At 68.0% G+C, this 19,532-nt stretch carries 16 protein-coding genes; 7 read left to right on the forward strand and 9 right to left on the reverse strand.

What is annotated here, in order from left to right; translation table 11 throughout:
- From narJ to MAE01_RS09420, 3 genes are read right to left on the reverse strand one after another with little or no spacing between them, the layout of a single operon-like run.
- A complete protein-coding gene (gene narJ, locus MAE01_RS09410; protein WP_229718094.1) occupies positions 1-717 on the reverse strand; it encodes a nitrate reductase molybdenum cofactor assembly chaperone in 717 nt (238 codons plus the stop codon).
- Positions 714-2,384: a nitrate reductase subunit beta gene (gene narH / locus MAE01_RS09415; protein WP_147039289.1), complete on the reverse strand. Its 1,671-nt coding sequence runs from the start codon at positions 2,382-2,384 to the stop codon at positions 714-716. The genes narJ and narH overlap by 4 nt, the downstream gene beginning before the upstream one ends.
- Positions 2,381-6,103, reverse strand: a complete 3,723-nt coding sequence (locus tag MAE01_RS09420; RefSeq protein WP_147039290.1) for a nitrate reductase subunit alpha — start codon at positions 6,101-6,103, stop codon at positions 2,381-2,383. The genes narH and MAE01_RS09420 overlap by 4 nt, the downstream gene beginning before the upstream one ends.
- A 172-nt stretch (positions 6,104-6,275) precedes the next feature.
- On the opposite strand from MAE01_RS09420, the gene MAE01_RS09425 reads away from it, so the two are divergent.
- A complete protein-coding gene (locus MAE01_RS09425; RefSeq protein WP_147039291.1) occupies positions 6,276-7,502 on the forward strand; it encodes an MFS transporter in 1,227 nt (408 codons plus the stop codon).
- Positions 7,503-7,504: 2 nt separating this feature from the next.
- On the forward strand, positions 7,505-8,575 hold the full coding sequence (gene moaA / locus MAE01_RS09430) for a GTP 3',8-cyclase MoaA (protein WP_147039292.1): 1,071 nt from the start codon (positions 7,505-7,507) through the stop codon (positions 8,573-8,575).
- Between the two features lie 2 nt (positions 8,576-8,577).
- Here moaA and MAE01_RS09435 read toward each other — a convergent pair whose 3' ends face one another.
- Entirely contained in the window at positions 8,578-9,669 is a 1,092-nt protein-coding gene (locus MAE01_RS09435; protein ID WP_147039293.1) for a cytochrome P450, read from the reverse strand.
- Between the two features lie 128 nt (positions 9,670-9,797).
- On the opposite strand from MAE01_RS09435, the gene radA reads away from it, so the two are divergent.
- A complete protein-coding gene (radA, locus tag MAE01_RS09440; protein ID WP_147039294.1) occupies positions 9,798-11,183 on the forward strand; it encodes a DNA repair protein RadA in 1,386 nt (461 codons plus the stop codon).
- A 359-nt stretch (positions 11,184-11,542) separates the two neighbouring features.
- Here the strand turns inward: radA and MAE01_RS09445 are convergent, their stop codons facing one another.
- From MAE01_RS09445 to MAE01_RS09460, 4 genes are all read right to left on the reverse strand, one after another.
- Positions 11,543-11,953: a dehydrogenase gene (locus tag MAE01_RS09445; protein ID WP_147039295.1), complete on the reverse strand. Its 411-nt coding sequence runs from the start codon at positions 11,951-11,953 to the stop codon at positions 11,543-11,545.
- Positions 11,954-12,166: 213 nt separating this feature from the next.
- The gene (locus MAE01_RS09450; protein WP_147039296.1) at positions 12,167-12,814 is read right to left on the reverse strand and encodes a hypothetical protein; all 648 of its coding nucleotides are present in this window, start codon (positions 12,812-12,814) and stop codon (positions 12,167-12,169) included.
- A complete protein-coding gene (locus MAE01_RS09455) occupies positions 12,814-13,314 on the reverse strand; it encodes an amino-acid N-acetyltransferase (protein ID WP_147039297.1) in 501 nt (166 codons plus the stop codon). The genes MAE01_RS09450 and MAE01_RS09455 overlap by 1 nt, the downstream gene beginning before the upstream one ends.
- A gap of 101 nt (positions 13,315-13,415) precedes the next feature.
- On the reverse strand, positions 13,416-15,947 hold the full coding sequence (locus MAE01_RS09460; protein WP_147039298.1) for an ATP-dependent Clp protease ATP-binding subunit: 2,532 nt from the start codon (positions 15,945-15,947) through the stop codon (positions 13,416-13,418).
- Between the two features lie 195 nt (positions 15,948-16,142).
- On the opposite strand from MAE01_RS09460, the gene MAE01_RS09465 reads away from it, so the two are divergent.
- The 4 genes from MAE01_RS09465 to MAE01_RS09480 are packed head-to-tail and all read left to right on the forward strand — an operon-like array spanning position 16,143 to position 17,825.
- Positions 16,143-16,760, forward strand: coding sequence for a hypothetical protein (locus MAE01_RS09465; RefSeq protein ID WP_147039299.1), 618 nt, complete (start codon positions 16,143-16,145; stop codon positions 16,758-16,760).
- Positions 16,760-17,371 carry a hypothetical protein gene (locus MAE01_RS09470; RefSeq protein WP_147039300.1) on the forward strand — a complete coding sequence of 204 codons (612 nt, stop codon included), beginning with the start codon at positions 16,760-16,762 and terminating at the stop codon, positions 17,369-17,371. The genes MAE01_RS09465 and MAE01_RS09470 overlap by 1 nt, the downstream gene beginning before the upstream one ends.
- Positions 17,368-17,607, forward strand: coding sequence for a helix-turn-helix domain-containing protein (locus tag MAE01_RS09475; RefSeq protein ID WP_147039301.1), 240 nt, complete (start codon positions 17,368-17,370; stop codon positions 17,605-17,607). Before MAE01_RS09470 ends, MAE01_RS09475 begins: the two co-directional genes overlap by 4 nt.
- Positions 17,607-17,825 carry a hypothetical protein gene (locus MAE01_RS09480; protein WP_147039302.1) on the forward strand — a complete coding sequence of 73 codons (219 nt, stop codon included), beginning with the start codon at positions 17,607-17,609 and terminating at the stop codon, positions 17,823-17,825. Before MAE01_RS09475 ends, MAE01_RS09480 begins: the two co-directional genes overlap by 1 nt.
- A gap of 44 nt (positions 17,826-17,869) precedes the next feature.
- Here the strand turns inward: MAE01_RS09480 and MAE01_RS09485 are convergent, their stop codons facing one another.
- On the reverse strand, positions 17,870-19,375 hold the full coding sequence (locus MAE01_RS09485; RefSeq protein ID WP_147039303.1) for an HNH endonuclease signature motif containing protein: 1,506 nt from the start codon (positions 19,373-19,375) through the stop codon (positions 17,870-17,872).
- Positions 19,376-19,532: the final 157 nt, after the last annotated feature.

The following is a 19,532-nucleotide window of genomic DNA, read 5'->3' on the forward strand; positions in this document are numbered from 1 at the left end:
TCACGGCTGCTCCCCCGTTCGCGAGGCTGACGTCCCGACCGCCCGGAACGCGGGCATGGGCAGGCTGAGTCCGACCGTTTCGGTCGGCGGTCCCTCGTTGACCAGCGCCAGCACGCGTTCGCGCGTGCGCTGGTCGACCTTCGGCAGGGACAGCGTGATCGCGCGCACGACATCCGCCCAGGGGCTGTCCATGCTCTCGAGGGCTGCGCGCAGCACCTCGATGCCCTCGCGGTGTGCGGCCAGCACTGCGTCGGCGACGTCGGACCGGGACCTCGCCGAGAACTCCAGCACCGCAGGAAGGTAGTCGGGCAGCTCTGCCGCGTCGAACTCCCACCCCGCCGCCCGGTACGCATCCATGAAGGTGACCAGCGCCGTGCCGCGCCGGCGCGTGTCTCCGGTCGCGTAGTAGCTGAGATACAGCGAGCACTTGCGTTTGAGATCGAAGGTCGTGACGTACATCTTCTGCCAGGCGGAGGGCCCCGCCTCGCGCGCACTGCGGATGAACCGCTCCAGCGGCTCCGCGACCGTGGCGGGAAGTGACGCGGCGTTCGCTTCGAACACGTCGAGGCGGTCGAACCACTGCGCGTCCGGATAGTCGAGCAGCAGCGAGGCGAGCATGTGCACGGTGCTCCGCTGCGCAGCATCCAGCGTCGCAGGCGCGAGGGTGTCGGGCAGCTTCCGCTTCGGCGTCACGCGCGGCGGGAGGACGGTGCTCACGACTCGCCCTCGTAGGAGCGCTCTTCGGATCGATCGGTGGTCGGCGGGAACAGTCCCGTCGGGCTGCCGTTGCCGTCCCAGTTCAGCAGGTTGACGCGGCCGGAGGTGGACGGTTGGTCGGCGGTCTGGCGGTCGGCGAGAGCGTGGAAGTTCTCCACCGCGACCGGGACGGCCGAGCCGCTGGCCGCTCCGAACGGTCCGCCTGCGCCACCCATCCCCGGCCCGCCGTCGAAGTCGAGCGAGCACGCCATCTCCTCGAGATCGTGCGCCTGCTCGGAGTGCGCAGCGGGGATCACGTAGCGCTCCTCGTACTTCGCGATCGCGAGCAGCCGGTACATCTCCTCGATCTCGCGACCGGTCATGCCGACCGCCTGCGCGATCCGTTCGTCGCGCTCGTCGTCGATGCTGATCCCGCGCATGTACGAACGCATCGCAGCGAGCTTGCGCAGCGACTCGTCGACCGGTGCGACGTCGCCCGCCGTGAACAGCTCGGCGAGATACCCGATCGGGATGCGCAGTTTGTCGATCGCGGCGAAGAGCGTCCTGGCATCCTCGCCGTCGTTTCCGGAACCGCTGACCACGTCGACCACGGGCGACAGCGGCGGGATGTACCAGACCATCGGCATCGTGCGGTACTCCGGGTGCAGCGGCAGGGCCACCTTGTAGTCATGGATCAGGCGCCACACGGGGCTCCGCTGCGCGGCCTCGATCCAGTCCTCCGGGATGCCACCCTCTCTTGCCGCCTCGATGACCGCGGGGTCGTGCGGGTCGAGCAGCACCGATCGCTGCGCGTCGAGCAGCTCGTGCTCGTCCTCGACTGCTGCCGCCTCTGCGACGCGGTCGGCGTCGTACAGCACCAGGCCCAGGTAGCGCAGTCGGCCGACGCAGGTCTCCGAGCAGACGGTGGGAAGCCCGACCTCGATGCGCGGATAGCACATCGTGCACTTCTCCGCCTTGCCGGTCTTGTGGTTGAAGTAGACCTTCTTATAGGGGCATCCCGACACGCACATCCGCCAGCCGCGGCAGGCGTCTTGATCGACGAGGACGATGCCGTCCTCCGCGCGCTTGTACATCGCGCCGGAGGGGCAGGATGCCACGCAGGAAGGGTTCAGGCAGTGCTCGCAGATCCGCGGCAGGTAGAACATGAAGGCCTGTTCGAACTCGGCCTTCACCTCTTCGCTCATCTTCTGCAGGATCGGATCCTCGTGCATCGTCTCGATCGAGCCGCCGAGGTCGTCGTCCCAGTTCGCCGACCAGGACACCTTCATGTCCTTGCCGGTGATCAGGCTCTTCGGGCGTGCCACTGGCGTGTGGTCGCCACTGGGGGCGTTGACGAGCATGTCGTAGTCGTAGGTCCACGGCTCGTAGTAGTCGTCGATCTCGGGCAGCTTGGGGTTGGAGAAGATGCGTGCGAGCTTCGCCAGGCGACCGCCGCTGCGCAGCTGCAGACGGCCGCGCTTGTTGCGCACCCACCCGCCGCCCCACTTCTCCTGGTTCTCGTAGCCGCGTGGGTACCCCACGCCCGGCCGGGTCTCCACGTTGTTGAACCAGACGTACTCCACGCCGGTTCGGTTCGTCCACGCCTGCTTGCAGGTGACGGAGCAGGTGTGGCATCCGATGCACTTGTCGAGGTTCATCACCATCGACATCTGGGCCATGACCTTCATCGGTACTGCACCTCCTGGCTGCGGCGGCGGATGGTGGTGACCTCGTCGCGCTGGTTTCCGGTCGGGCCGAGATAGTTGAACGCCCAGGCGAGCTGCGCGTAACCGCCGATGAGGTGGCTGGGTTTGAGGAGGATGCGGGTGAGCGAGTTGTGGATGCCGCCGCGCAGGCCGCTCGTCTCCGAGAGCGGCACATCCACCGTCCGATCCTTCGCGTGGTACATGTACACGGTTCCCTCCGGCATCCGGTGCGACACGTTCGCTCGCGCGACGACGACTCCGTTGCGGTTGTACGACTCGATCCAGTCGTTGTCGCGCACGCCGATCTTCGCGGCATCCTGCGGGCTCATCCAGATCGTGGGACCGCCGCGGGAGAGCGACAGCATGAACAGGTTGTCCTGGTATTCGGAGTGGATCGACCACTTGGAATGCGGGGTCAGGTAGCGGACGGCCACCTCGGTCGCCGTGCTGGTGCCTGGGATCTCATCGCCGAACAGGCGGTGCATGTCCAGCGGCGGCCGGTAGATCGGCAGCGTCTCGCCGAGCTCGTCCATCCAGTCGTGGTCGAGATAGAAGTGCTGGCGCCCCGTGAGGGTGTGCCAGGGCTTCAGGTGCTCGACGTTGATCGCGAACGCGGTGTAGCGGCGCCCGCCGTGCTCGGATCCCGACCACTCCGGCGAGGTGATGACGCTGCGCGGCTGCACCGAGACGTCGGTGAACGAGAGATGCGTGCCCTCGTGCTCGTCGGCGAGGAACGCCATCTCCTGCCCGGTGTGCTTCTCGAGCGCCTTGAACCCCTGCACGGCGAGCCGGCCGTTGCTCGTGCCCGACATCGCGAGGATCAGCTCGCACGCGCGCTTGTCCGAGTCCAGCCGGACGGAGCCTGCGTACGGGCCGCTGGTCACCGTGCCGTTGACGCGGCCCAGCCGTTCGATCTCGGGCTCCGCGTGATACGTGATGCCCTTCGTCGTGAGGCCCAGCTTCTCGGTGAGCGGCCCGAGGGCCTTCCACCGCTCGGCCAGGTTCGGATAATCCCGCTCGACGACGATCAGCTTCGGCATCGTCACACCCGGAACGCGCGGCAGATCCTCCACCCGCCCGTGCGGCGTGGCCATCGCATCAGGAGTGTCATGCTGCAGAGGCGCCGCGACCAGGTCGCGGCGGACGCCGAGGTGCGTGCGCGCCATCTCGCTGAACTTCTCGGCCAGGATCCGGAACGTCTCGAAGTCGGTCTTCGTCTGCCAGGGCGGAGCGATCGCCGGGTTGAAGGCGTGGATGAACGGGTGCATGTCCGTCGAGGACAGATCGTGCTTCTCGTACCAGGTGGCCGCCGGCAGCACGATGTCGCTGAACAGCGTGGTGCTGGTCATGCGGAAGTCGGCCGTCATCAGCAGGTCGAGCTTGCCCTCCGGCGCCTTCTCGCGCCACGTCATGCTCGCGGGCCGCGCATCGGGAGCGGCTTCGGATGCCCGTACGGCCGCATCGGTTCCGAGCAGATGCTTGAGGAAGTACTCGTTGCCCTTGCCGGAGGAGCCCAGTACGTTGGCACGCCAGATGTTCATGACGCGGGGGAAGTTCGCCGGATCGTCCGGGTCCTCCACGGCGAACCGCAGCGTCCCCTCGTTGAGGCTGTCGACGACGTGCGCGGCCGGCTCCTTGCCGACGGCATCGGCCTCGTCGACGAGATCGAGGGGGTTGCGGTCGAAGGTCGGGTAGCTCGGCATCCACCCGCGCTGCACGGACTCGACGAGGCAGTCGGCCGTGGTGCGTCCCGCGAACCGGCCGGTTCCCAGCGGGGAGGACAGCTGGTCCGCCGGCAGACCGTCGTAGCGCCACTGGTCGGTGGCGAGGTAGAAGAACGCCGTGCCGATGGTGTGCCGCGGAGGGCGGCCCCAGTCGGCGGCCGAGGCGTACTGCTGGTAGCCGGTGATCGGCCGCACCTTCTCCTGGCCGACGTAGTGCGCCCATCCGCCGCCGTTCACGCCCTGGCATCCGGTCATCGTGGTCAGCGCGAGGAACGTGCGGTAGATGGTGTCCGAGTGGAACCAGTGGTTGGTGCCTGCACCCATCAGGATCATCGAGCGCCCGCCGGAGCGATCCGCGTTGTCGGCGAACTCGCGGGCGATGCGGATCGCCTGCTCCGCCGGCACCGAGGTGTGCTCCTGCTGCCAGGCGGGGGTCCCGGGTGTGGACGCGTCCTCGTAATCCGCCGGCCACTGCCCCGGCAGGCCGGGACGGCTCACGCCGTACTGCGCGAGCATGAGGTCGAACACCGTGGTGACCGTCTTGCCGGCGATGGTGCGCACCGGCACGCCGCGGACCACGACGCCCGAACCGCCGGCGTGCTCCTGGCCTGGCTCCGGGTCGAGATCGAACCGCGGCAGGCGCAGCTCGGCGGCCTCGCCCGTCCACTGCGGCAGGTCGGCGACCGACAGGGGCGGGACGACACCGCCGAGGTCGAGGTTCCAGCGCCCCTCGTCCTCGGGGCTGAACCGGTGGCCCAGTGATCCGTTGGGCACCACCGGGGCGCCGGCGGCATCCATCAGCACCGGCTTGAAGTCGGCGCGCGCCTGCTCGGCGGCGGCGCCGTCGAGATCCGATGCCGTGACGAACTTGCCGGGGACGAAGCCCTCGCCGCGCTGCTCGAGCTCGACGAGGAACGGGGCGTCGGTGTACCGGCGCATGTAGTCCTGGAAGCGCGTCGTGCGCCGCTGCACGAAGTGCTCGCGCAGGATGACGTGCCCCATCGCGAAGGCGAGGGCTGCGTCGGTGCCCGGGTGGGGTGCGACCCACTCGTCGGCGAACTTGGTGTTGTCGGTGTAGTCCGGTGAGACCGTGATGACCTTCTGGCCGCGGTAACGGGCCTCGGCCATGAAGTGTGCGTCGGGGGTGCGGGTGACCGGCACGTTCGAGCCCCACATGATGAGGTATCCCGCGTTCCACCAGTCCGCGGACTCCGGAACGTCAGTCTGATCGCCGAAGACCTGCGGACTCGCCACCGGAAGGTCGGCGTACCAGTCGTAGAACGACAGCATCGTGCCGCCGAGAAGGTTCATGAACCGTGAGCCCGCGCCGTGCGAGACCATCGACATCGCGGGGATGGGCGAGAAGCCGGCGACCCGGTCGGGGCCGTACGTCTTCACGGTGTGCACGTGCGCTGCCGCCGCCACCTCCATGACCTCGTCCCACGTCGTGCGCACGAGCCCGCCCTTGCCGCGCACGCGCTTGTAGGACGCCGCCTTCTCCGGGTCCTCGACGATCGATGCCCAGGCGTCAACGGGGTCGGGATGCTGCGCCTTCGCGGCACGGTACAGCTGCGCGAGCGTGTCACGGATGTACGGATAGCGGACCCTGGTCGGCGAGTAGGTGTACCAGCTGAACGCCGCGCCGCGGGGGCAGCCGCGGGGTTCGTACTCGGGCGAATCCGGACCGACGGACGGGTAGTCCGTCTGCTGCGCCTCCCACGTGATGATGCCGTCTTTGACGTAGACCTTCCACGAGCACGACCCGGTGCAGTTGACGCCGTGCGTCGAGCGCACCACCTTGTCGTGCGACCAGCGATCCCGGTAGAACGCATCGCCCGATCTGCCGCCCTGGAGGAACACCGACCGCAGGTCCTCGGAGGTCTCTCCCGGACGTACGAAGCGGCCCATGTTCAGAAGTGCATCTGCGAGCGGGCCGTCCGTCGCCGGTGCTCCGTCAGTGCGGATGCCGGGGGTCATATGGGCTCCTTCCGGAGAACGCCTGTTAACCCAGCATCATGCCGTGCGAGGCATCGGTCTACAAGGGTGGGCCGGTTTTATTCGAGTCGATGGCGATCGGATTTGAAACGGCCTCGGCTCTGGTCAGCGTACGGAGGTGCCGCTACTCTCGCCGGTAGCGAAAGGATGCGAGATGACTGCTCCGAGCACGCGCGCCGGCACTCCGTCCGAGGCCTCACTGCGAGGCGGACTCGGCCAGGTTCTGCTGGCCACGCTGGCCTCGACGATCGGCTTCTGGGCGTGGATGTCGATCTCGCCGCTGCAGCAGACCTACGCCACCGAGATGGGGTTGGACGAGGGACAGATCTCGCTCATGCTCGCCACCCCGGTGCTCGTCGGCGCGCTCGGGCGCATCGTGATCGGCGCCATGACGGACCGGTTCGGCGGACGCATCATGTTCACCGCCGTGCTGCTGCTGTCCGCACCCGCCGTGCTGCTGGTCGCTCTCGCCGGCAGCATCCAGAGCTTCCCGCTGCTGATCATCTCCGGCTTCTACCTCGGTGTCGCCGGAACGATCTTCGCGGTCGGCGTCCCTTTCTCGGGCGCCTGGTTCCCGCCCGAGCGCCGCGGCTTCGCCACCGGCGTGTTCGGCATGGGCATGATCGGCACCGCCGTCTCGGCGCTGGCGACGCCCGGGCTGGCCGACTCGATCGGGTATCTGCCGACGCACTTCGTCATCGCCGGCGCGCTGGTGGTGATGGCCGCGCTGGTGTGGTTCCTGATGCGCGAATCGCCGGTGTGGGAGGCGAACAACGAGCGCCTGGTGCCGAAGGTCATCGGCGCCCTGAAGCTGCCGGTGACGTGGGAGATGGCGTTCCTCTACGGGATCGTCTTCGGCGGATTCGTGGCGTTCTCGAACTTCCTGCCGAAGTACCTCACCACGATCTACCCGGATGAGGTCGACGCGCTCGGCGCCGGCGCACGCACTGCCCTGTTCGCCGCCGCGGCCGTGGTGGCCCGCCCCATCGGCGGCGTCCTCGCCGACCGCCTCGGGCCGAAGATCGTGTCGCTGGTGTCCCTGGGCGGCATCGTCTCGCTCGCGTACATCGTCGGCCAGCAGCCCCCGGAGGGGATCGTCACGGGCGTGACGTTCATCCTGATGGCGGCCGCGATGGGGCTGGGGATGGGCGCGGTGTTCGCCTGGATCGGCCCGTCCACCCCGAAGGAGAAGGTGGGCGCCGTGAGCGGCGTCGTCGCAGCGGCCGGCGGCCTCGGCGGTTACTTCCCGCCACTGGTGATGGGCGCCACGTACAGTCCGGAGACGAACTCGTACTCCCTGGGTCTGTGGCTGCTGGTGATCGTCGGCGCATTCGCGCTGGTCGTCGCCGGGATGCTGCGCGACGTGGGCAGGAAGTCCTGACGATGACCGCTGTTCCCGTCAGCATCCAGACCGCTCCCCCGGCATCCACCGGCCTCGGAGCGGCGCGGATGCCGTCGACGGGAGCGCTCCTCGACACGCACGGCCGGGTGCACCGCGACCTGCGCATCTCGCTGACCGACCGCTGCTCGCTGCGCTGCACGTACTGCATGCCGGAGCAGGGCAACGAATGGCTGGCGCGGGAGTCGATCCTGTCGACCGACGAGATCGTGCGGATCGCGCAGGTCGCCGCGGATGCCGGGATCACGACGTTCCGGCTGACCGGCGGAGAGCCGCTGCTGCGGCGCGACATCGTCGACGTGGTGCGCCGTCTCGCGGCCATCCAGTCGCCCGACGGTCCGGTGCAGGTCGCGATGACCACCAACGGCATCGTGCTCGCCGAGCATCTGGATGCGCTCATCGACGCCGGGCTGTCGCGCCTGAACATCTCGATCGACACGCTGCAGCGCGACCGGTTCGCGGCTCTCACCCGTCGTGATCGGCTGGACGACGTGCTGCGCGGGGTCGCCGCTGCCGCGGCATCCGGTCTGCGTCCGCTGAAGCTGAACACGGTGGCGATGCGCGGAGTGAACGACGACGAGATCGTCGACCTCGTCTCGTTCGCGACCGAGCACGGGGCGGAGCTGCGGTTCATCGAGCAGATGCCGTTGGATGCCGGGCACACCTGGAGCCGGTCGGAGATGGTCACCCGCGACGAGATCCTGGCGGCGCTGTCCGAGCGCTGGTCGCTGACGGCGGTGCCCGGCCGCGGCGGCGCGCCGGCCGAGCGGTGGATGCTGGACGGCGGCCCCGCGACGGTGGGCGTGATCGCATCCGTCACCGCCCCGTTCTGCGGTGCGTGCGACCGGTTGAGGCTGACCGCGGACGGTCAGCTGCGCAACTGCCTGTTCTCGACGCACGAGTTCGATCTGCTGCCCACGCTGCGCAGCGGAGCCCCCGACGTGTCGATCGATGACGCCTTGCGGCGTTGCATCTGGGCCAAGCTTCCAGGGCACGCGATCAACGACCCGTCGTTCCTGCAGCCCGATCGCGGGATGAACGCGATCGGCGGCTGAGGTCAGCGGAGGACGACCGGGAGCTCCTCCCAGCCGCCGATCGGCGGGCGGTGGCGGGTCGGGGTCCGACCGGGAGCGGGTTCGATCTGCTCGGTCGCATCGAGCAGCGCGCCGATGACGGCCCGCAGTTCGGCGAACGACAGGTCGCGACCCGGGCAGACGTGCGGACCGGCTCCGAAGACCAGGTTGTCGTCGGCGTGCGCGGCCGGGTCGAATCGATCGGAGAAGACCTCGGGGTCGCGGTTGGCTGCGACCCAGTCGAGCAGGACGCCGTCGCCGGTATCGATCGTCACTCCCGATGGTGTGGTCACTGGGCAGGTGGCCACGCGCCGGTTGGCGACGAACGGGTCGTCGATGCGCAGGCACTCGGCGAGGATCGCGTCGAGCTCGGCCGTGTTCTCCGCCGCCCGTGACCGGTTCGGCTGGTGGAGGGCGCGGCACAGCATCCTCACCCGCTGCTGCCAACGCGGATGCTCGGCGAGGCGATGCACGACGACGCCGACGCACCGCGCCAACGAGCCGAGGTCGCCCGCCGTCCAGTTGCGCAGAACCGACACGATCTCCTCGTGCGACAGCTCACGTCCTTCGACCTGCTCGTCGAGCAGGCGTGATGTGGCGTCGGCTGGCTTTGTGCGGTTGGACATGTCCCGGTGCGCCGCCACCTGACTCGCGACGATCTCGTCGAATGCGGCCGCGACTGCGGCGTTGCGTTCGGGATCCCCTGCCCTGGCCGCAGCGTAGTTCTCCGCCATCCAGTCGAGCATCTCGGCCTCGATGCCGGGAGCCCATCCCAGCCACCGGCATTGCGCGCGCACCGCGAAGATCTCACCGAGGTCGCGGACCGCGTCGACGACCGTACCCCGCGGGAGCTCGGCGACGACGCCGCGGGCCACCTCGGCGAGCATCGGCTCCAGCTCGGCCACGATCTGCGGGGTCATCTGCCGGTCGACGATCTCCCGGAACATCCGGTGCTCATCGCCGTCCATGCCGTTGGGGACGTGCAGGTGCGTCGAGGTGCGGCTTGAGAAGGTCGTCGCATCCATGGCAGCGGCCAGCACGTCCGCATGCCGGACGAGTCGAACCGGATCGCCCATCGTTCCTCCCGGGTCTCGTGCGACTCAGGCTATCCCCGTGCCCGCGCCGCCCGGGCCCGCCACCGCCGGAGATATCCACACTGCCGCGGCGGAGCACCGACGTCGGATGCCGCGGTTAGCCTTGCTTCATGGCAACCCGTCGACCCGCTCCTCCCGCGTTCGTCTGCACCGAATGCGGGTGGACGACATCCAAGTGGGTGGGCCGGTGCGGCGAGTGCCAGCAGTGGGGGACGGTGCAGGAGCAAGCGGCCAAGACCGGCATCGTCCGGCAGATGAGCCCGATCGCGCCGGGGGCCGATCGCGCCGCCAAGCCGATCACGCAGATCACCACGGCCGAGACGCCTCGCCGATCGAGCGGCGTGGGCGAGTTCGACCGCGTGCTGGGCGGCGGCATCGTGCCGGGCGCGGCGATCCTGCTCAGCGGCGAACCGGGTGTCGGCAAGTCGACGCTGCTGCTTGAAGTGGCGGCCCAGGCCGCTCGCGGCGGAAGGCGCGTGCTGTACGCCAGCGCCGAGGAGTCGCAGGCCCAGGTGCGACTGCGGGCAGAGCGGACGGGAGCGCTGCACGACGAGCTGTACCTTGCGAGCGAGACCGACCTCGCCACGATCCTCGGGCACATCGACGAGGTGAAGCCCCAGCTCGTGATCGTCGACTCCGTGCAGACCGTTGCCTCTTCGCTGTCCGACGGGGCGGCCGGCCAGCCCAGCCAGGTGCGCGAGGTCGCCGCGACGCTGATCCGGGTGGCGAAGGAACGGCACTTGCCGGTCATCCTCGTCGGGCACGTCACGAAGGACGGGCAGGTCGCCGGCCCGCGCATCCTCGAGCACCTGGTCGACGTCGTGTGTCATTTCGAGGGCGACCGGCAGACGGCGCTGCGGTTCATCCGCGCGCTGAAGAATCGGTTCGGACCGACCGACGAGGTCGGCTGCTTCGAGATGACCGGAGACGGCATCGCCGAGGTGCCCGATCCGTCGGGTATGTTCCTCGGGCATGGTCAGGCGGAGCCGGGCACGTGCGTCGCGATCGCGATGGAGGGGCGTCGCGCCCTGCCGGTCGAGGTGCAGGCGCTGACGGTCGACACGGCGGCGCCGAACCCGCGTCGGGTGGTGTCGGGGCTCGATGCCGCGCGGGTCGCGATGGTGCTGGCGATCCTCGAGAAGCGGGGCGGCATCCCCACCTCGAAGCTGGATGTATACGTGTCGACGGTCGGGGGTGTGCGGTTCACGGAACCGGCGGCCGACCTGGCGATCGCGATCGCCGTGGCCGGTGCCATCACGGGGGTGTCGGTGCCGCGGACCGTCGCGGCGGTCGGCGAGTTGTCGCTCGCCGGAGAGATCCGGCCGGTGACGCAGGCCGGCCAGCGTCGCAACGAGGCGGCAAGGCTCGGCTACACGCAGGTCGTCGACGAGCGGTCGGAGAAGCTGGCGGATGCTCTGGCCGCGGTGAAGACGCGCCCTCCCCGGCGCTCACAGCCCGCTTCGCGCCGGCGCGAAGACGACATCCCGCCGTTCTGAGGTTCGCGAGGTTTCGACTCGCGCAGCTCGGGCTGTCGAGGTGAGCAAGGTTTCGACTCGCTCCGCTCGGCCTGTTGAGGTGAGCACGGTTTCGACTCGCTCCGCTCGCTCAACCCGTTTCGTCTTCAGCGGCTTCGCCGCTTCCGCTCAACGACCCGAACCGCTGCAGCTCTCATCCGCACGCCCACCTGGAATCGCGGGAAGAAACGCAAACCTGTACTCGCGGGTCGTTGGGCGCAGTCGCGCAGCGACGGAGACGCCCAGCTCCCCTGCGGGTCGTTGAGCGCAGTCGCGCAGCGACGGAGACGAAACGCGTTGAGCGAACGTCAGCGAGTCGAAACGTCCACAGCCGCCTCCGCCTACGCCAGCGCCTTCAGCAGCTCGTCCGGTGACGCCTGCATCGGGTGCGGTCCTGCGATGTCCAGGAAGACCGTGGTGATCGTCTCCCGGTGATTCTCGAGGAACTGCCGGAGCCACTCGGGCGAATAGATCCCGACCCCGGGCGGAAGGTTCGCGGGCTTGTTCTTGGCATCGCTGAACAGCAGCAACGCCACGTCACCGGTGTTCGGGTCGCGGAAGGTCCAGACCTCACCGCCGTCCAGCGGGTTGTCGCGGTCTCCCGAACGCAGCAGCGGCACGACGGTGTTCCCGTGGCGGAGCGCCAGCGCGACCGCGGCGATGTCCTGCTTCTCGAGCGCCTGCGCGAGCGCATCGGAGCGGAACTCCTCTGGTGCGGGCTTGCCCGCCGACTTCGACTTCTTCGCTGCCATGACTTCAAGCATAAATAAACGGGGCCCTCTCGAGTCATCCATTGGGGACTGGAGTACTCGAAAGGGCCCTCTACTCTCGATCGGTGGATGTCGAAGCGCTGGGGACGCTGAATACGACGCCACTGGGGATGGCTGCACCGATGTATCCCGAGAGTCGTTCAATGGTATCCCAAAGAGCTGGAACGTGTCAGCCCTGTGAGGATCCGGCGCGCCTCAGTACAGCAGGATCTGCCGAGAGTTCGCTGAGTTGAAACCGCCGATCGAGACGGCGACGTGATACGAGGCGCCGCCTCCCGGCGCGCGCGCCCGGTTCTCCTGGTCGCACGTGCCGACGTCCGATCGGGTCCGGTCCCAGACCACGGGCTCGGCGCTGGTCACGGTCTGCCCGGCCTCGAGCGTCACCACCATGTTGCTCGGATTCTCCTGGCAATCGGTCGACCGCCACCACACGTCCTCGCCGCTGGTGACGGTGAACACCTGTGTCGCCGATCCGACATCCAGGGTGCACGAGACCGCCCCCTTGTTCGACAGTGAGATCGACAGTTGCGGCGACACGCCGGCCGGGTATGTCTCCGCGTCAGTGACGGCGTCTACGACGATGTCGCCGGCACGACACGGGGCGGGAGCTGACGTGGTCGGCTCTGGCGACGGGCTCTCCTCGCCGGTCTCCTCCGGCGAGGGCGACGTCGCCGGCGTGCTCGTCGCGGTGCTCGTCGGCGCGGCGTCCTGCCCAGCCGTGGCAGCCCACGGCTGCGCGATCAGCAGCCACGCTCCGACGCCGATCGCGGCGAGCAGCACGATCAGCCCCGTGAAGAAGACGAGGCGTCGGCGCCGGTAGACGGCCTTGCTGGGACGAGCCATCACAGGCTCTTCAGCATCCGGGTGTTGCCGAGCGTGTTCGGCTTGACGTGCGCGAGGTCGAGGAACTCGGCGACGCCCTCATCCGGGCTGCGCAGCAGCTGCGAGTACACGTCGGGGTCGACGACCTGCTCGCCGATCGGCTCGAACCCGCGGCGGGTGAAGAAGTCGACCTCGAAGGTCAGGCAGAACAGCCGGGTGAGGCCGAGTTCTTCGGCGCGCTCCTCCAGCCGCTCCACGATCGCGCGGCCGACGCCGTGACGGAGCCAGTCGTCGCGCACGATCAGCGTGCGCACCTCGCCGAGGTCCTCCCACATCACGTGCAGGGCGCCGCAGCCGATGAGCTGCCCATCCTGCTCCGCGACCAAGAACTCCTGCACGGCGCCGTAGAGCACCGCGAGATCCTTGCCCAGCAGGATGCGTCGTTCGACCAGCGGCGCCAGCAGATGATGGATGCCGAGGATGTCGGCGCTGCGGGCGGGGCGGACGGTGTACTCACTCACGTTCTCAGCCTAGAACCGGTCGGGCGGCTTTCCCTGGCACCCGCCCGCAAACGACGAACGGGCGGATGCCGAAGCATCCGCCCGTTCGTCGTATCTGCGAGTTACTCGCCCGATGCGGCCGTCAGGTCGGGGGTCGCGGAGATCGCGCCGCCCGTGGTGTTGACGCCGACCGCGACCTTCTCGCCGCGTGCGGTGGTCTCGAACAGGAACTGTGCACCGTCAGCATCCACCTTCACGTGGTCGCCGGGGTTCAGCTCGCCGTGCAGGATCTTCTCGGACAGCTGGTCCTCGATCTCGCGCTGCATCGCACGACGCAGCGGACGAGCGCCGAGCGCCGGGTCGAAGCCGATCTCGATGAGCCGCTCCTTGGCCGCCTGCGTCAGCTCCACCGTCATGTCGCGGTCGAGCAGACGGTCGCCGAGGCGCTTGACGAACAGATCCACGATCTGGACGAGCTCCTCCTTCGACAGCTGCGGGAAGACGATGACGTCGTCGACGCGGTTGAGGAACTCGGGCTTGAAGTGGCGCTTGAGCTCTTCGTCGACCTTGCCCTTCATCCGCTCGTAGCTGGTCTGCGCGTTGCCCTCGATCTGGAAGCCCACAGGTCCTCCGGCGATCGCGGACGATCCGAGGTTGGTGGTCATGATGATGACCGTGTTCTTGAAGTCCACGATCCGGCCCTGGCCGTCGGTGAGGCGACCCTCTTCGAGGATCTGCAGCAGCGAGTTGAAGATGTCCGGGTGGGCCTTCTCGATCTCGTCGAACAGGACCACGCTGAACGGCTTGCGGCGCACCTTCTCGGTCAGCTGGCCACCCTCTTCGAAGCCGACGAACCCGGGAGGGGCACCGAACAGCCGCGAGACGGTGTGCTTCTCGCCGAACTCGCTCATGTCGAGCGAGATGAGCGCGTTCTCGTCGTCGAAGAGGAACTCCGCGAGCGCCTTGGCGAGCTCGGTCTTTCCGACGCCGGTCGGGCCGGCGAAGATGAACGAGCCCGAGGGGCGCTTCGGGTCCTTGAGACCCGCGCGCTGGCGGCGGATCGTGCGGGAGAGGGCCGCGATGGCCTCTTCCTGGCCGACGACGCGCTGGTGCAGGGCCTTCTCCATGAAGACGAGTCGGCTGGACTCCTCTTCGGTGAGCTTGAACACCGGGATGCCGGTGGCCTGTGCGAGAACCTCGGCGATCAGGCCTTCGTCGACCACTGCCTGGGTCGCGACGTCGCCGCTTCGCCACTGCTTCTCGAGGCGCAGGCGCTCGGCGAGGAGGCTCTTCTCCTCGTCGCGCAGTGCCGCGGCCTTCTCGAAGTCCTGCTCCTCGGAGGCGGCTTCCTTCTGAGTGCGCACGTCGGCGATCTTGTCGTCGAACTCGCGCAGCTCGGGCGGGCTGGACAGGATGCTGAGGCGCAGGCGCGCGCCGGCCTCATCGATCAGGTCGATGGCCTTGTCCGGCAGGAAGCGGTCGGAGACGTAGCGGTCGGCGAGGTTCGCCGCCGCGACGATGGCGCCGTCCGTGATCTGAACCTTGTGGTGCGCCTCGTAGCGGTCGCGCAGCCCCTTCAGGATGTTGATCGCGTGCGGCAGGCTCGGCTCGTTGACCTGCACCGGCTGGAAGCGGCGCTCGAGCGCGGCATCCTTCTCGAAGTGCTTGCGGTACTCGTCGAGCGTCGTGGCACCGATCGTCTGCAGCTCGCCACGGGCGAGCAGCGGCTTGAGGATGCTGGCGGCGTCGATCGCGCCCTCGGCAGCGCCCGCACCGACGAGGGTGTGGATCTCGTCGATGAAGACGATGATGTCGCCGCGGGTGCGGATCTCCTTGGTGACCTTCTTCAGGCGCTCCTCGAAGTCACCGCGGTAGCGCGAGCCGGCGATGAGCGAGCCGAGGTCGAGCGAGTAGAGCTGCTTGTCCTTCAGCGTCTCGGGCACGTCGCCCTTGACGATCGCCTGGGCGAGTCCCTCGACGACGGCGGTCTTGCCGACGCCGGGCTCACCGATCAGGACCGGGTTGTTCTTGGAGCGGCGCGAGAGGATCTGCATGACCCGCTCGGCCTCCTTCTCGCGGCCGATGACCGGGTCGAGCTTGTTGTCGCGCGCCGCCTGGGTGAGGTTGCGTCCGAACTGGTCGAGCACTGCCGACCCGCCCTGTGCGGCCTGCGCGGTGTCGTGGGCCTGCGCGCCGACGGCGGCGGGCTCACGGCCGGGGGCACCCGAGAGCAGCTGGATGACCTGCTGGCGGACCTTGTTGAGGTCGGCGCCGAGCTTGACGAGCACCTGGGCGGCGACGCCCTCGCCCTCACGGATGAGGCCGAGCAGAATGTGCTCGGTGCCGATGTAGTTGTGGCCGAGCTGCAGCGCCTCGCGGAGGCTCAGCTCGAGCACCTTCTTGGCGCGCGGGGTGAAGGGGATGTGGCCGGTGGGCTGCTGCTGGCCCTGGCCGATGATGTCCTGCACCTGCTCGCGCACGGCGTCGAGAGAGATGCCGAGGCTCTCGAGAGCCTTTGCTGCGACGCCTTCACCCTCGTGGATGAGGCCGAGCAGGATGTGCTCGGTGCCGATGTAGTTGTGGTTGAGCATCTTCGCCTCTTCTTGGGCGAGGACGACCACACGACGGGCTCGGTCCGTGAATCTCTCGAACATTGTCAACTCCTTGGCTCGCACGGGGCGAATGCACTGACGCCAGACGGCTCTTCAGCGCCTGTACATCGAGAGTAACTATCTGCGTCGCCGGGTAAGGCCGTGTTCGCCGTCGGCATAGCCGGGTCTTGACCGGGTTATCGAGAGTCGTTATGTTAACGAACATCGATAACAACGAATGTCGATAAGGAGGGTGTGATGTCTCGTTACGGACGGCCATCGATGGTCGAGGCGGTGGCGCTGGGGCTGGTCGCGACCGGTGCGGTGAGCATCGGAGTCGGCGCGCTCGTGGGGGCGGTCAGCGCCGGTGTGGAGATCTTCGGATCGCCGGTGGCCGTGAACCTGCCGGTCGACGGCGCACCGATGGAGTCGTTGGCGGACGCGTCCGGCGTCGCGGCCGCTTCGTATACGCAGTCGGTCGTGAGCTTCGAGGCTCTGGATGCCGGCACACGCTGGCTCTTCCTGCTGGAGGTGGCCCTGCCGGCGCTGGCGACGGTGATCGTGTGCATGTCGCTGTGGTGGCTGGGGTTGTCGCTGATCAGGCAGCTGGCCTTCCGGCGTTCCATGGTGCCGGTTCTGGCGACGGCGGCGTTCGCGCTCGTGGTGAGCGGCCTGATCAGCCCACTGTTCGGCGCGATCGGTCGCGCTCAGGCGGTCGAGCAGCTGGCCACGGCAGGCGCGGACACAGGAAGCTTCTGGGAATTCCTCTACTCGGCTGATCTCGCACCCGTCGGATGGGGCATCGCTCTGGCTCTGGTGGCGACGGCGTTCGAGGTGGGTCAGCGGCTGCAGCGCGAGACGGAAGGGCTGGTCTGATGGCTGTGCGCGACCCGGCCCTCCAAACGAAGCGCGACCGGGGAGACCTCGCCACGGCGATCGGAGTCGGGGCTCTGGCCATCGGGTTTCTTCTCTTCGATGGCGTCCGCCAGATCACGGAGCTTTTCTCCGCTCCGGATGCTGTGACCGTCCGGGCGCCGGCATCGGCACAGACGATCACCGCCGACATCGCTGATGGGGTGCCAGCGTCCACCGACATCGTCATACTGTCCGTCGAGGACGTGAACGTCGTGAGCATCGTCAGCCTTCTGCTGGGCGTCGTGATATCGACCCTCGGGCTCATCGCGACTGCCGTTTTCGCGACGCTCGTCTGTCGCCGGTTGCTGCGCAACGTCGTCTTCGATCGAGTGAACACTCGCCTGGCGTTTGCCGCGTCTGTGGGACTGCTGGTCGCAGGTCTCGGCGGCATGTGGTTCCACAACATGGGCCTGAATGGCGTGTTCGCAGCAATCGGGGGAGAGTTCGATGGCCAGACGGCCTTGTTGATGGATGCGATTCCGACACTGATCGCGGCGTTCGCAGTCGGCGTCCTGGTCATCGTGTTCCGTCGCGGTTCCGTGCTTCAGAAGGATACGGAGGGGCTGGTATGACTCCAGCGGCTTCCGACGAGGAGGAGACCGGCATCCACTGCCGGCTGGATGAGCTGCTCGCCGAGCGGGGCATGACGCTGACGCAGCTGAGCGCCCGGGTCGGGGTGAGCATCGTGAATCTGTCGGTGCTGAAGAACGATCGGGCGCGGGCTATTCGATACTCGACACTGCGAGCGATCTGCGACGCGCTTGAGTGCGAGGTCGGTGAGCTGCTCGTGCTCTCGAGGGACGACTGATGGGCATGGCCAGGGGCTTCGAGTACGAGGTTCGCTCGGACGGGAGCGTCATCATCACGCACCATGGCCGCAAGGCGACTGTTCTCCGCGGCGCGCGAGCCGAGGAGTTCCTCGATGAGGCGCGCGCCGATCCGCAGGGTTCGATGGCTCGCTGGACGGGGAACTACAAGCACGGCAATGAGCGCACGGCGAAGCAGCATCCGCGAAATAAGCGATAGATGCTCGATCCCTGAGCCTGTCGAAGGGTCGAACCCGGTCCCGGTTACGCGGCGGGCCTGAACCGTTTGGGCGGTGGATCGATCCCACCCCAGGCGTACGTCAACACCGCTCGCGGTCGCATTACAAACGTCTCCCCCGATGGGTGATGGAGGACGAAGTCTTCCTTCTCGCGGCGGGTGATGCGCCAGCCACCGTGGTGCAGCGTCATGTGGTGATATCGGCACAGCAGGATGCCCCGGTCGATATCGGTTCGGCCCTTGTCCCGGTCCCATTCATCGATGTGATGGGCTTCGCAATAGGACGCCGGCCGATCACACCCTCGCCAGCGGCATCCACCGTCGCGAATCGCGAGCGCGATGCGCTGTTTCGAAGTGAACAGTCGTTGTTCTCGACCGACATCGAGCGGGTTCCCGCACGAATCGACCGTGACTGTCACAGATCCGGAGTCGCAGATGCGCTGCTCCGCGACGGCGCCGGGCACCGAGACCAGGTAGTCCTCACTGTGGGCGACGGACGCGGTTTTGCCGTCCGCATCCACGGTCTGCACAAGCCGCACACCTGCTTGACGTGTGCCGAACACGTTCTCTGCATCGGCGAGCGCACCGGCCCGGATGACGTCCATGATCAGGTCGTACGCGAGCTGGTCGTTGGTACGAGGATCGTCCGTCAGCGCGGCGGCGCGCTCTTTCTCGTCGGCATCCACGAATCGTGGACCGCCACGGCGCGGACGCAGAGCGGCGGCCATCACGGTCTCGATGAACAGATCGCCCTCATCATCGAGCGCCATCGACGCACGCTTCTGCCCGTCCTGCCCGCGGTACGTGCGGAACGAGCGGTTCTCGAAACGCTCGAGATAGCGCGCCTCGGCTCCCTCCGGATCGAGCAGATCGCGAATCGTCCGTGCCTGCTGCCACAGCTCTTCCACGGTCCGCGCGGCGGCCTCGTCGACCAGCTGTTCGGCGGCCTCCGCCCATGCTGCGCGCGCCTCTTCCCTCGCGCACGCAATTGCGTCCGCATCCAAAGGGTCGGAGTCGATCTCAGGCAGCTCTCCCAGCCCGCGTCGGATCGCATCGAACTGCGACGAAGTCAGACGGCCATCCCGCAGCGCGTCACGTAACGGCTGAAACCACGGACTGGGCGTGGGGCGCTCGTCGCTCGCCCCGACATCCTCCGGCTGCGGCGCTGCACCGTCGACAGGCCCCGGCTCGTCGTCCAGGAGCGCTTCTCCGACTCGCGCCTTCCGATTAGCATCTGCCTTCGTCGACCCCGTGACGTCCTGGATCAACGCCGCCGCCGAACGATGTCCCCGTGCTGCCGACAGGCCTGAGTGACCGCGCTCACGCTTCGATCGCACATCGATCACGCCCGCCGCCGCCACCTGGATCTGCTCCACTTGCTGCGCCACGGCGGCGGTCTCTTCAAGAACTTTCACGACGTCGGCATCCGTCATCAGCATCATCGACGCCTGCGCGAAATCGGCATCACCGCCGTCGACGAGCTGCCCACACAGGGTGGGGATCAGCGCCGCGACGTCGGTGAAGGTGGCCATAATTCATAGTCCCAGGGGCCACCGACATTGAGGCTTCGAACGGGATGGTGCCCCGTACGCACACGACGAGCCGGCGCAGGTGGACGCCGGGCGCTGAGTCTCGGCAGTTCAGGCAGGATGGATGCCGTCGGGCGGTGAATCTCGGCAGCATCCGGCC

Source organism: Microbacterium aerolatum, assembly GCF_007988825.1.
Taxonomy (GTDB): domain Bacteria; phylum Actinomycetota; class Actinomycetes; order Actinomycetales; family Microbacteriaceae; genus Microbacterium; species Microbacterium aerolatum.

Excerpts from the sequence above, each read along its gene's own strand:
- MAE01_RS09425 (WP_147039291.1), top strand. The coding sequence starts at position 6,276 with ATGACTGCTCCGAGCACGCGCGCCGGCACTCCGTCCGAGGCCTCACTG.
- MAE01_RS09435 (WP_147039293.1), bottom strand. The coding sequence starts at position 9,669 with ATGGGCGATCCGGTTCGACTCGTCCGGCATGCGGACGTGCTGGCCGCT.
- MAE01_RS09475 (WP_147039301.1), top strand. The coding sequence starts at position 17,368 with ATGACTCCAGCGGCTTCCGACGAGGAGGAGACCGGCATCCACTGCCGG.
- radA (WP_147039294.1), top strand. The coding sequence starts at position 9,798 with ATGGCAACCCGTCGACCCGCTCCTCCCGCGTTCGTCTGCACCGAATGC.
- MAE01_RS09470 (WP_147039300.1), top strand. The coding sequence starts at position 16,760 with ATGGCTGTGCGCGACCCGGCCCTCCAAACGAAGCGCGACCGGGGAGAC.
- MAE01_RS09420 (WP_147039290.1), bottom strand. The coding sequence starts at position 6,103 with ATGACCCCCGGCATCCGCACTGACGGAGCACCGGCGACGGACGGCCCG.
- MAE01_RS09485 (WP_147039303.1), bottom strand. The coding sequence starts at position 19,375 with ATGGCCACCTTCACCGACGTCGCGGCGCTGATCCCCACCCTGTGTGGG.
- MAE01_RS09445 (WP_147039295.1), bottom strand. The coding sequence starts at position 11,953 with ATGGCAGCGAAGAAGTCGAAGTCGGCGGGCAAGCCCGCACCAGAGGAG.
- MAE01_RS09465 (WP_147039299.1), top strand. The coding sequence starts at position 16,143 with ATGTCTCGTTACGGACGGCCATCGATGGTCGAGGCGGTGGCGCTGGGG.
- narH (WP_147039289.1), bottom strand. The coding sequence starts at position 2,384 with ATGAAGGTCATGGCCCAGATGTCGATGGTGATGAACCTCGACAAGTGC.
- moaA (WP_147039292.1), top strand. The coding sequence starts at position 7,505 with ATGACCGCTGTTCCCGTCAGCATCCAGACCGCTCCCCCGGCATCCACC.
- MAE01_RS09460 (WP_147039298.1), bottom strand. The coding sequence starts at position 15,947 with ATGTTCGAGAGATTCACGGACCGAGCCCGTCGTGTGGTCGTCCTCGCC.
- MAE01_RS09480 (WP_147039302.1), top strand. The coding sequence starts at position 17,607 with ATGGGCATGGCCAGGGGCTTCGAGTACGAGGTTCGCTCGGACGGGAGC.
- MAE01_RS09450 (WP_147039296.1), bottom strand. The coding sequence starts at position 12,814 with ATGGCTCGTCCCAGCAAGGCCGTCTACCGGCGCCGACGCCTCGTCTTC.